This window comes from Bradyrhizobium ingae (genome assembly GCF_055791185.1).
In genome coordinates, this window is sequence record NZ_JBVUBB010000014.1 from 1 (window position 1) to 13,061 (window position 13,061).

General features: G+C 57.6%; 10 protein-coding genes. 2 read left to right on the plus strand and 8 right to left on the minus strand.

The window, feature by feature from the left end:
• Nucleotides 1-229 precede the first annotated feature (229 nt).
• A protein-coding gene (locus ACV1FX_RS20800) for an IS3 family transposase (protein ID WP_473119422.1) occupies nucleotides 230-1,332 on the plus strand; the annotation gives its coding sequence in 2 pieces (ribosomal slippage) (nucleotides 230-491 and nucleotides 491-1,332; 1,104 coding nt in all).
• 410 nt (nucleotides 1,333-1,742) lie between these two features.
• Entirely contained in the window at nucleotides 1,743-3,503 is a 1,761-nt protein-coding gene (locus ACV1FX_RS20805; protein WP_473119423.1) for a hypothetical protein, read from the plus strand.
• A 144-nt stretch (nucleotides 3,504-3,647) separates the two neighbouring features.
• Here ACV1FX_RS20805 and ACV1FX_RS20810 read toward each other — a convergent pair whose 3' ends face one another.
• The 8 genes from ACV1FX_RS20810 to ACV1FX_RS20845 all read right to left on the minus strand — a co-directional run bounded on the left by ACV1FX_RS20810 (nucleotide 3,648) and on the right by ACV1FX_RS20845 (nucleotide 13,031).
• Complete coding sequence (locus ACV1FX_RS20810; RefSeq protein WP_473119424.1) at nucleotides 3,648-5,912, minus strand: DUF6351 family protein; 2,265 nt, start codon at nucleotides 5,910-5,912, stop codon at nucleotides 3,648-3,650.
• 342 nt (nucleotides 5,913-6,254) lie between these two features.
• Nucleotides 6,255-7,721 (minus strand): hypothetical protein, encoded by a 1,467-nt coding sequence (locus tag ACV1FX_RS20815; RefSeq protein ID WP_473119425.1) that lies wholly within the window; start codon nucleotides 7,719-7,721, stop codon nucleotides 6,255-6,257.
• Nucleotides 7,722-7,746: 25 nt separating this feature from the next.
• Complete coding sequence (locus tag ACV1FX_RS20820) at nucleotides 7,747-8,136, minus strand: cupredoxin domain-containing protein (RefSeq protein ID WP_473119426.1); 390 nt, start codon at nucleotides 8,134-8,136, stop codon at nucleotides 7,747-7,749.
• A gap of 16 nt (nucleotides 8,137-8,152) precedes the next feature.
• Nucleotides 8,153-8,779: a CC0125/CC1285 family lipoprotein gene (locus tag ACV1FX_RS20825; protein WP_473119427.1), complete on the minus strand. Its 627-nt coding sequence runs from the start codon at nucleotides 8,777-8,779 to the stop codon at nucleotides 8,153-8,155.
• 29 nt (nucleotides 8,780-8,808) lie between these two features.
• Nucleotides 8,809-9,531, minus strand: coding sequence for a cytochrome b/b6 domain-containing protein (locus tag ACV1FX_RS20830; RefSeq protein ID WP_473119428.1), 723 nt, complete (start codon nucleotides 9,529-9,531; stop codon nucleotides 8,809-8,811).
• A gap of 8 nt (nucleotides 9,532-9,539) precedes the next feature.
• Nucleotides 9,540-10,034: a c-type cytochrome gene (locus tag ACV1FX_RS20835; RefSeq protein ID WP_473119429.1), complete on the minus strand. Its 495-nt coding sequence runs from the start codon at nucleotides 10,032-10,034 to the stop codon at nucleotides 9,540-9,542.
• A gap of 59 nt (nucleotides 10,035-10,093) precedes the next feature.
• Complete coding sequence (locus ACV1FX_RS20840; protein ID WP_473119430.1) at nucleotides 10,094-11,428, minus strand: DUF1552 domain-containing protein; 1,335 nt, start codon at nucleotides 11,426-11,428, stop codon at nucleotides 10,094-10,096.
• 13 nt (nucleotides 11,429-11,441) lie between these two features.
• Nucleotides 11,442-13,031: a DUF1592 domain-containing protein gene (locus ACV1FX_RS20845; protein ID WP_473119431.1), complete on the minus strand. Its 1,590-nt coding sequence runs from the start codon at nucleotides 13,029-13,031 to the stop codon at nucleotides 11,442-11,444.
• Nucleotides 13,032-13,061 lie beyond the last annotated feature (30 nt).

Genomic DNA, 13,061 nt, shown 5'->3' on the forward strand with positions numbered 1-13,061 from the left:
GCCGCAAATCGCATCTCACTGGTCTTGGTGCCACGCCCGCTCATGTAGCCTCCTCGGCTGATGGTCCATGCTTCAACCATCGCTGATTCCGGCCGGACAAAGCCTGCGGTTTTGTGACTCAGTCAGATTAGAGTCCGGCCCACAGATGATCTGAGGCCGGCAAATTGGACCATTTTTGGCTAGAGTTTGCGCTTGCCGAATCCCCTCGGCTGGGAGGAGCGTAACGACGATGAAGGCCTCACAATTTTCGGACGCCCAGAAGGCGTTCATCCTGAAGCAGGGCCGTGACGGGGTTGCGGTGGCGGAGCTCTGCCGCAAGGCCGGGATCAGCCAAGCGACCTATTTCAACTGGAAAAAGAAGTATGACGGGCTGCTGCCGACTGAGATGCGACGGTTGAAACAGCTCGAGGATGAGAACGCCAAGCTGAAGAAGCTGGTGGCGGATCTGTCGCTCGACAGGGAGATGCTGCAGGACGTGATCCGCCGAAAGCTATGAGGCCTGGCCGGAAGCGCACGCTGGTCGACGAGGTTTGCGGTGAGTGGCAGGTCTCGATCCGTAAGGCTTGTGACGCCCTCGAGTTCGACCGATCGACCTACCATTACAAGTCGCGTCGTTCCGGCCAGGCTGCCCTCGAAAATCGGATCAAGGAGATCTGTCATGTTCGCGTTCGCTACGGCTATCGCCGCGTTCACGTGCTGCTGCGCCGCGAAGGATGGCGGCATGGTCAGAACAAGACCCGTCGCATCTATCGCGAATTGGGCCTGCAATTGCGCAACAAATCACCCAAGCGCCGGGTCAAGGCCAAGCTGCGCGACGATCGCAGGCCAGCGACGCGTTCGAACGAGACCTGGGCGATGGACTTTGTTCATGATCAACTGGCGACCGGTGGCAAGCTCCGTGTGCTCACGGTCATTGACACCTTCTCCCGCTTCTCGCCGGCGCTGGTGCCGCGGTTCACCTTCCGCGGCACCGACGTCGTGGCGGTACTGGAAAGGGTTTGCAATGAAGTGGGATTCCCGGCGACGATCCGCGTCGATCAAGGCAGCGAGTTCGTGTCGCGCGATCTTGATCTGTGGGCCTATCAACGCGGCGTCACGCTGGACTTCTCACGGCCCGGCAAGCCAACCGACAACGCCTTCATCGAAGCCTTCAATGGGCGCTTCCGGGCCGAATGCCTCAACGCCCATTGGTTCCTGTCCCTTGCGGATGCCCAGGAAAAAGTGGAGTCTTGGCGCAGATATTATAATGAGGAAAGGCCTCACGGGGCGATCGGCAATCGGCCGCCGATTTTGCTGCAAAACCACGTCGGCGCATCCAGCCCGCCAACGTGATCAGAGCGCAAAACTCTAGTTCCGGGTGGTCCAAAGTTCGGTCTCGCTGCATCAGAGCGCAAAACTCTAGTTCCGGGTGGTCCAAAGTTCGGTCTCGCTGCACAGAGCGCAAAACTCTAGTTCTGGGTGGTCCAAACTTCGGTCTCGCTGCATGCCACGAGTGACTCTACCAATTCTTGGAGGAGATAGCGGGGCTCAGGTCAGTTAGAAGCTCGTCGAAGCTGATATCCATCGGAATCGGCCTCCTCTGCGAGGCTGACGTGAAGGGGCCTATGCCAAGAGATAACCATTTTGCCAACGGGTGGAAGCTGTCAGTCTTACTAGATCGGACTTTGCTATCTCTGTCCGCCGTAACCACAGCGATCCTTTTTGCTCGGCTGCTATACTATAGCAGTTACGGTCTCGAACTCATGGCCGATGGGCTCTACCTCAATTCCATCGCGAATCCATTCGCCTACGCAATCAATATTCCACCGTCCTTTTTCGGCTTCGTCTATCACTGGCCATATCAGTGGGTGGGTGGCGATATCGCAGTGCTTCGCATGGCGAATGTCACTCTCACCATGGCGCTGGGCTGGATTCTCAGCTTCCTGGTGATCCGGCGCCTCTGGACCGTGGGCTGGCCACATGCGGCGGTGATATCGGCAGGGATCGCCTGCCTGGCATTATTCGCCTTTCACCTCTGGCTGCTCACCCCCAACTACTACACACTGAACATTCAATCGGTCTTGATGGTGATGATAGGCCTGCTGCTAGCTGATCGGCCAGGAAGCATGCGCCAGGTCTTGGCGTGGACCCTCGTCGGCGTGGGTGGCTGGTGCTGCTTCATGGCCAAGCCGACCACCGCTGCGGCCATTGCCCTCGTCGTTATGCTCTATGTCATAGTTTTGCGCCGAAAGTCGCTGCTGCCCATGGTTGGCGCGGCGCTGATCGCTCTAGTTCTACTAATCGTTACAGCCTACTTGATCGGTGGCGGCGTCACCGGGCTGGTGACCCGTATGATCAACAGCGTTAAGTTGACAACCCTGCTGGGTAGCGGAGAGGAGGTGTCTCTCATGTTTCGGATCGACTGGCTCGACATCGGTCGTTCGCAACTCGCTATCGCTGCGCTAATGGCGACAGCCCTTCTGCTCGGCATGCTGATGGGGTCTACGCACAACTCGCTCCGATCACTGGCTCTCGCTGCGGTGTTAGTCTTAACAATAGCGATTGCGCTGCTGGGGATCGATCCGATCGGCATCACCCCCTCAACCCTCTTCCTGGTGGCGGCCTGCACATGCCTTGGCGCGATGTTTTATCGTGAGGGAATGGTTCTGCGCACCCAGGCTCCTACCAGCATCGCGCTAGCGCTAGTCTTTTTGGTTCTGCCGCACCTGTCCGCACTGGGCTCCGCTGGCAACTACTGGTGGATCGGTTCGTTTGCCGCCTTTTTCTGGATGCTCGCGGTCGTTGCCTTCCTGAGCCCACTTGCGCAAGAGGGACGCAGCGTCGCTACCCTACTGCCCCTGACGGTGTTAGCACAATTGCTCACTGCATCAGTGGTCAATACTGCCATCCTCAAGCCGCACCGTCAGGTGAAAGATCTGCGCACTTATGCCGCTGTCACGCGCCTGCCCGGTGGTGGAAAATTGGTGCTCTCGCAACCGCTCCACGACTACCTAACCACGGCCAGAAACCAAGCTCGTGCAGCCGGCCTTGAAGTCGATAGCCCCGTGATCGATCTCTCTGGTCGCTCGCCATTCCTGCTGTATGTCCTCGAGACACGAGCGCTTGGTCTACCATGGCTGATCGGGCCATATCCCGGCAGTAACACAGCCGTGGAAGGGTTTGGTTTACAATGGGTGAACGGGGGGGGAGTGCCCGGCGGTAACACAGCCGCGGTGGCAGCGCTCGGACTTGAGAACTGTGCCGATCTGGCCAAAGCGTGGTTATTGATCGAGCCGGAGGGCCCACGTCATCTTGATGAAGCCAGTGTCATGGCCTCCTATGGAGCCGGGCAGGCCGACTACGTCGCCGTCGCTAAGCTCGAACCCCCGTCGATGACCGGGAAGTATCCAAATGTTCATAGACAGTTCTTGCTCAAGCCCGTACGGCCCGCCGCGCTGGCGGAGCAATCTTGCCGTGAAGCCACGCGACAACGACAAGATGGCCAGAAATGGAGCCCATCGTGAAAGCTGTGATCCTCGCAGGCAGCCTTTAGGTCTTTCCGGAGGCGTTAGCAGAGTCGCTGCCAAACAAATCAGATGTTCTTTTTCTCGGAACTGTCAACGTGGCTATTCCTCAATCGGATCTCTGACGGACCAAGACGGAACGTTTCAGTAGAACTGCCAGGTAGCCTTTGTGATTTCCTGCCCCACGCCCGGCCGACTGTGGTCGCAGACACCTGACGGAAAGACGACCCTGAGTCGCGCGAGTTGATCGGCATTCAGCGGATGCCAATAGTCAGCCGAGTCGATGGGCTTGAGTTGGCACTTCAACACGTCATCAGAGACTGGACCACCCGCCACAATACGCGGGTCCGCATACGGACGGTAGATTCTATTGCACTTTCCGTTGCCGTAGTAGGACGCGCGCTCAACAATTCTTTGCCCGTCTATTGCCCAGCAGCCATCAGCCAAGTCCGAAGGTTTGTTGGCCACAACCTTTTCATGCGCCGTCCGCGAACTTGTGTCCGTCGAGACATTATCGAGCCAATGGTCCATCTGCCGCATTAGCTCGCCTACTCGATGGGAAAACAAACCGTCGGGCTCGATCTCTCCAATCCTTGATTTGTAATCCAATCTAGGATCAACCAAGATGGCCTGATTCTCAGCATCCCCGTTGGCAGCCTCTAGGCGAGCTCGCATGGCGAAGGTTCGCAAGTAATCGTGCCCATTCGCGAGGTCATCGAGGTAAGAACGCCAATCAATGATCGGAATCTGACCTAGACCGCCGCCTCCCGTAGTGACGAGCCCTTGTGTGAAGGCAACTTTGAGCGCCTCGGCATCGGCCCGCATTCTCGTCGCTATAGGACGCCCTTCGCTATCAAATCCCCCGATTTGTGCATTCAAGTCGAGGAACTGCTCGGCGCTGATCTGTCCATTGTTGAATGCACTCAGGCCATACTGAACACCGATATTGTCAAGCGGACGACGGACCCAGCCGGTCTCGCGATCGATGCCATAAACATTTTGCTCATTGGCAAACAAGTCGCAACGCGCACCCTTTGGATTTGCGACGCGGTCATAGGCTAGCTTCCGGGGAATAGACGGATCGCAGCTCTGAGGGTCAACCAAAGGACTTTTGGCGAGGTCAACACACGTGCGCCATGTTGCAAACCCGGCTACAGCGGTCTTCTGCTGTTCGGACCACGGTACATTAGAGTTCCGGAAAGCGTGCTCGAGTAGTAAGCAATCACTCCAGGGTACCGCGCTAGTTAAAGCATCCGGAAAACTAAAATTCACGATTATTCCATCGAGCAAGCCAGGGTAATTTTGGGCAATCAAATATTGTTGCATCGAACCTCCCGACCCACCGAACCCAATGGTGTGTATCGGGACTCCATATGATTTTATGAAATGTTCCTTTACCATCGACGTAGTCTCTGCCGAGACCCTGTCATTGCAGCCATTGACGAAGAAGTTGAGCGTGGAAGTCGCAATTGCGTATCCTTGAGCAAGGATTGGTTGCTGAGGTGTATTCCCAATCCAGGTCAGTTTTCCTTGACGATACCCAGCTCCGCATCCTCCCGCGAATTGATAAGCAAGCCTGCCATTCCATCCACTTTTCGTGCGCGTCCGAGGGGTCGGAAGAGGTTCACCCGGTTGATGGAGAAATTGAATTTCATAAACCGCCCGATTGATCACACCCAACTCTCGACGAATAACGTAATTCACCCTGAGCCCATCGGACGTGACAGTTTTGGCCATGTCCTCTGGAGGTGGAGCGGACGTATCGTATGGTTTGAATCCTGGCGGAAGACCTCTCGGGATTGTCCAATCGCTCGCGGCTTCAATTAATCGATTATTGGCCTCCTCGGGCGCTGGCTCCGTCGATTTATAATAGTACTGGACAATGGTCGTCGCATTGCAGTCCGCGTCGATCGCTGGACCTAGACCGTTCGCTTCGGTCTCGCAGACGAAAGGCTGCTGGTGAGGACCTGAAAAAATCGGACCAGCCAAAGGATGGTTTACAATCTCGAGAGTCGACCTAACTGTCCCATCGATTAGAATCTCTAGTCTGTTTTTCCCATTCCTGAGTCCGTGCAAAAGGGCCACATAGATGTGAGGCGCTTCAGTCGGGCGGAACGATGACGAGACATCACCCCCATTCAGGTGCGCAATCCACGCAGAAGAACTCGGAGAGCGCAATTCTATCAGCACATCGCCACCACTTATGGAGTCCGCTCGACTAGAGAGGGTATGGAGCACAACGTCTCGGCCAATTTGAGAAGGATCGATGCCCGGCATATCGGTGTTTGTCGCGACTTCTACGCCAGCCCAAGCCAGCGAAGCGGGCCACAGCGACATTGCCGCAATTGCGGCGAAGCCGGTTGCTAGAGAAGTGAAGGCAAGACGATGCAGGCGACTACCGAGGGCCATGGGCAAAGGTCTCCAAGATGAGGCGGATTGGTGTTACTTCGAGAGTCAAACGTGCTCTTGCGCAGCGCTTGACGAACAAGATCTGACCGATCCGGTACAAATCTCTGATTGCGATCTCAGACGTGAGGGGCCGACCCGCCATCCCGACTCGGTGGCGACCGAGCAGATCGATCCCGGATTCACCGGAGTTGGGCTATTGGGGTAACAGGCCATTGGCAGCATCACCGGGGCTAATCCGACCGTCATTGCCCTCGCCCCGGAGCCACCGTGGCGGGCACGCCATTACTGACCTGACGTTGAGGTTGAGAAAGCTTTAGGAGCATTATTTTCACTGCGCCGAAGCTATCGCTCGCACACCACGGTCTTGTCGATGCAGTTACCCTGATCATCGATCGGATGGCCGAACTGGTCCACACCCACGCCGTCCGGCCAATGGGGGCGATCAAGCGTGAGGAAGAAATCCCTGCTGGGAAGCTTCTGCATCACTCGTTCAAGCGAAGGGAAGGCGGCGGTTTGTGTTACGCCAGGAGGGGGATCTTGGGGAATCCGAGTCTCGACGCCTTTGATGAAGGCTGCCATGTTGGCCTCGGTGCCATTCCTTCGCCATTCCTCCGCTGCCACTATCGGAATTTCCATTGGTTTGGTCAGGTCCACCACATAGGCCGACGCAAACTTGATGCGATAGACGGTAGAAATGCCGTCATACTTGCCGGTCTTGGGATTCAACATGCCGTCGGCATTGCGGCGGAGTGCATAGTAAAGCGCTACATGATCCTCATGGTTTGTGATGTCGTTGGCGCCGGCATCGTATTCGAAGCTCGATTCGGCATAGAGATTGCGCCAGTTCTTGTAGCCGCCGATTAGACCGACGCCGCTCAAGCCATCGAGTGCGAAATTCAAGCGGATCTGGCCTTTCACAAGGTCTGCATCACCGAGCTGTTGATAGATATAGGCTATCCGCGGCATGTGAAGATGCTCCACTTGTGCAGTTTCTACCACACCGTTTTTGATCCTGGCCCTCAGCTTGGTGTACTGCGTCGATTTCTGGATCCGATATGAATAGTCGGCAGCAATTCCACCACGGGAATCCTTCACAATCTTATCCGGCGAGTAGCCGATCTCGACCGTGGCATCACTGTCATTCATTGGGTCCTCGTTTCCGGAGATGCGGAGAACCATCGTAAAGACGCCGAACTCCATAGCATCTTTGACGCTGGCAGCACTTGTTGCGTTGCCATTGCCGCGCCACGGCGCATCGCACCCCCAGGCGCGGTACAGAGCGTTGTCGATCCCTTTCTCGCCATCGGGACTGACGAAGTCATTTGGCCCCACCTTGCCATCCAGATTGAACCCCTCAGCGATTCGGCCAGTCACTTCCGGCTGGCCGGGATCCTCCGCGGCCCAGGGATTGGTGTAGGTTTCAATGCCGTGCTTGTAACCGCGATAGGCCAAGACGCGCCGTAAGATATATTGGCGTACTTGGCCCGGTAACCTGACCTGGTCAAGCCCCGGAGGGTTGGCGATCCATTCGATCTCCTTCTGCGAACGCCACTTTTGGCGTGCCAGCGCGATTCTGGTCAGGTCAGGATTCTGATTCGCGAAATTGTTGGTGCTTCCATGCGGGCAGTCAACGCCCGGCTCAATTTCCGCGCCGCGCGTGAAACCTGGGCGACCGCCATAACGGAAAGCATATTCGTAGCCGCCCACCACAAAGCCACGAGTCCAGGGAGCGGCCTGGGCGGGCGACGCCGTGTAGCCGGTAAGGGCCACAACCGCTGAACAAACCATGAGGCGCCTCTCCAAGATCATCACTTTCTCCTCTCGATAGTTGGGTCTAGGAAACGACGACTGTTCCAACCATCCCCATCGCTTCGTGAAACTTGCAGAAATATTTGTAAGTCCCTTTCACCGTGAAAGTGTGGCTGAAGGTGGCGTCCTCCTCCACGTTGCCAGAGTCGAAAGGCGCCACGCCATCCGGCAGCGCGGCATCGGAAGCCACGGTCGCCTGGGCGGGATCGAAGGTCACGGAGTGGCTGATGATGCCGGGATTGGTCCACTTCACAGTGTCGCCGACACTGATCTTGACGGTCGCAGGCACGAACACGCCCTTGGGGCTGTTCTTCATGACGACCTCGACGGTCTTGCCTTCGGCCAGCGCGGGCGAGGCGACGACGACACCGAGACTGGCGAACATCTCAAGACAGGCACGACGATGAATCTTCATTGAAAGGTCCTTGAGGTTATTCCGGCGGAGATACTTGGTTGATCAAGAGGTCAGATACCGCTCCGGCTTCAAAAGACAGGGGGTCGGCGTCATCCATCTGTCCCTTGTGAAGCATGATGTCGGCGCTCACCTCGAAATCGGTGATGCTCTTGGCTTCATCGGAAATAAACGCCGCGCCCGCGAAGGGACTCCAAGTCTTCCAAGCCGAGGAGCCGCTGGACCTGTAGCGCCAGACGGGCCGGAAGTATTCCATGCGGAAGCTGTAGCGCAGACCGGCGGGATCTCGTTTGGGCACAGGCGCCGTATCACCTTTGGAGCGGGATTCAACAAAAGTGAACCAGTTCGCCTTCTTCTCCATGGTCAGTTCCGCGGCGCGATAGGCGAGATATTTCTCAATATCGCTTTGGGTGGTGAACTTGTGACCGGCGGCGACCAGGTGAAACCCGTCGGCGTCCTTTTTCGTCGCTGTGAACACGCCTGGCTTGGCGGGCGGCACCATCGGGAGACTGTCGGTGGAAGCCTGGGCAGGCTTGGCCGGCGCTGGTGTCAAAGCCGGGGTGGCCGTCGGATCGGCTGCCAAACTGATTCCGGCCGAGGCGCAAAGCGCAGCGAGGGGCAATCCGGTAGCAATACTGCGTTTCATTCTTCTCTGCCTTCTTCTCTTCTTGGATCCTAGAAATAGAAACTGATCGACACCGCGTACACGATGGCTGTAGCGACGACCGCTCCGATTACGAATCGCCAGAGGGGCGCGCCCTCCATTTCTGCTTCGGCAGCATAGCCAATATCGCCCGCATCAACTGGGCGCTTGCCGTGGACCATGGACCCAATGAGATTTTGGCGTTTGTAGATGAAGTAGAAGATCACCGCCGCGAGATGCAGCGCGATCACCCACAGAAGAATGGTGAACCAAAAATAGTGCAGGTGTGCGAGATGGCGGCCTTTCTTGAAGGTCACGTAGCTCGACAAGGGCCCCGAATAGAGTCCGTCCACATCGACCGCAAACAGGCCAAGGATGACCGCCGCCAGGGTCAAACCGAGCATCACAATAATGCTGATTGCTCCCAGCGCATTGTGCCCCTGGCTGTAAGGGGTGTCGCGGCGATGCAGCGTGCTTGCATAGTCGAGGATGGCCTTCGGGCCGCGCACGAAATTGACAAAGCGCGCGGTCGAGGAGCCGACCAGCCCCCAATAGAGGCGCATCAGCACGATCCACAAAATCGCATAACCGCTGTAGAGATGATATTCGAGTTCATTGTGAACGCCAGTCCACCAGCAAACGCCGATCCCAATCACTAGGAGCCAGTGCATGGCGCGGACCGGAAGGTCCCAGACTCTCAGGTTCGTTGGAGCGGCGAAGGCCGATTTGATGGAGCTCACCTCATGGGAAGTCATGGAATGCTCTAGTCGTCATTTTCTGTTGCGTAGTCAGGTGAACGATAGCGGTCGTGACAGGCCTTGCAGGCCTTGCCCATTGCTTCGACCTGCGCCCTCAGTGCATTCGCATCCTTGCTGATCGCGACCTGATTCAGCTTCGCTGCCTCGACCTGCGCTACTTTGCCCAACGCTACGAAATCATCATTGTTCTGCCAGATTACCGACAGCGCATATGTCTTGGCTCCGGATTCAGGGCCGCTGCCCTTGGGAAACCAGTTCAGGAGGTAGCCGCTGCGTTCCTTAATCGTCTGAGCGTTAGGCAGGACCGTATTGTCCCAATCGATCGTTCGCTTCTTGAGCTCATCATGGATCGCCTTCAGGGCACCGCCCATGTCACGCAACTTGTCTTGGCGTGGTTTGATTTGAGCAACCTCTGCCGGACCGGCGACGCTCTCCAAGACGGCAAGACCAAATGCTACACACACTGCTGCAGCAACATAGCGAAAGCCCAACGCAGACATACGAACAACAACTCCCGACAGACGTGGCGACCTAATCGTCATGGATTTGGCAGACGCCCTTACGCCAGCAAATCCGTATAGGGCTGCCTGATTTCCATGGAGCCTTTGCCCCAGACATCGAGCGACACGCCCATGGCCCTCTGGATTGTCAGGCCGACGCGTGATACCGGACTGCCGTCGTCAGCGACATGAAAACCCGTCTTCATACGGCCGCTTGCGCCACCAGCCGTGAAGATCGGAAGGCCGTCCACCGCGTGGATTTTGGCATAACTCTGGTCGGTAAAGGCGAACACCAAGCTGTGGTCGAGAACCGTGCCGTCGCCTTCGGGGACTCCGTCCAGTTCCTTCAGGAGCATGGCAAACAGTTCCATGACGTCGACATTATACTGCGCCACCCGTGGCTGATATCCGAGAACCGGATCGATGGGCTCTTCATGGGTGGTGTTGTGGTAGCCCAGCGGATCGCCGGGTTCGAAGATCTGGGAGAAGGGCTCTGAGATGCTGAGATTGAACACCCGCGTCTGGTCGGTGGCGAGCGCCAGCGCCCCAAGCCGTGCCATCAAGGGTGTGACGGTGCGTAGGTTGGGCAGGGCACTGTTGCAGATCATCTCGGCGGGCGCGACGGGAATAGCGACGTTGGCCTGGATTTCTGGACGCTGAAGTTGCGCGGCCATCTGCAATTCGGCTTCGCGCACCGAGGTGAAGTACTGATCCATGCGAGCGCGGTCGGCGGCACCCAGATTCTGCATCACGCGCTTGCGATTGTCGGCTACGACCGACAACACGCTTTGCTGGATCAGATCCTGTGGATCCGGTTTCCAATCCTCCTTGGTCGGATCCTGGAAACCCGGCCCGAAGAGCCGCGTATAAAGCTGCAAGGGCGAAACCTCCGCCGGAATGGTATTGGCACCGCCTAGACTGGACATACTTTGCTTGGGATCGCCCTGGGCGGACGCGGAAATCGACTTGAAGCGGGCGCCGCGGGAAATGACGTCGGCAATTTGCTGGTCGATGGTCTTGGAATCGAACTCGTTCACCTTGGTAGGCGAAATGCCGGTGGCGGCTGCCGCCAAACCCGACCAATGCTGATAGTTAGGATTGTCGTCGAGCGGGACGCGCAAGCCGCTGAATACATTCAGCTTGGCGCGATGGGCCTCCAGCGGCTTTAGCTGAGGCGTCATCTCATAGTCCCTGCCGCCCGTCTTGGGGACCCACAACTGCTTGGTCAACCCGCAGCCGAAGAAGAAGGTGTTGAAACGGGTGGGAAGTGGCCTTCCCGTCGCGGCCAGGGCCTCGCCCTTGCTGTCCAAGAAACAGTCAAGGAATGGGAGGCCCATGACGGCCAGAGCACCCTGGCATGTGCCACGGAGCAAAAATCTGCGATCGATCTTCATGACTGACTCCTATCTACTTGGCCGCGTCGTTGGGCGCAGAGCCGGCTGTTTCGGGGGAAGGCGCAGGCGCGCTGAAGTAGTCTTTGTCCTCGACCATACTCTTCAGCAAGGAACGCATGCGAAAACCAGAATTCGCGAAGGCCTGATAGGCAACCTTGAAGTCTGGAGCGGGGACATCCTGGCTGTTCAAGCCGCGGGAGTACGCATAAACCTTGCGCGCAAGACAGGCTGTATATTTAGGATCGTCGTGCAGGAACTGGCCAAGCCCCGCGGCGCCGACAAAATGCTTGCCCTTTATCGTGGCCGATAGATCGATGAGCTTGCCATTCTCCACGGTGCGGTGCTGACCGATCGTGTCAAAGCCCTCAAGACTCAACCCGATGGGATCGCTGTGATTGTGACAGGAGGCGCAGGTCGGGTTAGTGGCATGCGCCATCAAACGCTCGCGCACCGTCTTCAGCGGGCCGCTGGTGTCATTGACCACTGAGAAATCCACATTGGCTGGCGGCGCGGGCGTCGGCTCGCACAGGAAGATATCCATCACCGCCACGCCGCGTTTCGTGGGCGAGCTACGGCCGGGATGGGAAAACATGGCCAGCATGCTGGCCTGAGTAAGAACGCCGCTGCGTTCGGAATCGGGCCCGAACTCATACGGCATCCATTCACCGTCGAACTGAAACGGCAACTGATAGTCCGCCGCCAGGTTGCGGTTGAGGAAGGTCTTTCGCGTGGTCATCAGGTCGCGCATGTCACCATTGGTATGCAATGCCAGATCGGTGACGGTGCGCAGCGTCTCTTCCTTCGCTGAAGCGACAATGCCTGAAGTCCACTTGGGATAAAAGATGCTGTCCTTGGAGACCGTATCGAAGTTGTCGAGCTCCAACATGTCGTTGAAGAAGGCCCGCATGCCCAGGTCTAGCCGCGGCGAGGCCATAAGGCGGTCGACCTGCTTTTCAAGCCCGTCGGGCGTGTTCAGGTCGCCCGTCTCGGCCGCTTGGAGCAACTCGGCGTCCGGCGTTGAATTCCACATCAGGTAGCTGAGGCGCGTCGCCCGGCTGTAAGGCTCCAGCGCCCATTGCTTGTCGCCGGCCGGGACAGCAGTTTCCATGCGGAACACGAAATCCGGCGCCTGGAGCAAACTGGCCACGCCATAGCGCAGGCCGGTATAGAAGTCGTTCTGCGACTCGGCGAGTCCGTGGCTCAGATTGACGGCGCTCTTGGTCTCGTCCTCGGTCAATGGCCGGCGGTAAAGCATCCGTCCATAGTGTCTCAGCACCTGCGCTGTGCAGGCATCATCGGGCTCTTTGGCCGACTTGGGCACGCAGGGAAGCTTGGCGCGGTATTTCTCACCCGTCACCTGGGTAGCGATGCTGTCCGCCAGTTTGGTGAAGGATTCAAAGCCCACGGGCGTTACCGAAAGCACCGAAGTGCTGGCCGCCTGCAAGCCGCCAATGCGGATCGTCGGCTCGAAGAAGCCGCGCACTTCAATCTCAGTGCCGAAGATATCAGCAATCGAGTTGCGGTACTCTGCCTGCGTCAGCCGTCTCATGCTCACGACTTCCGAATTGGCACGGGACCGGGCTGAAGTGATGTCGGCAGCCATCGCACCGGACGCCAACATTGTCAGGGATAG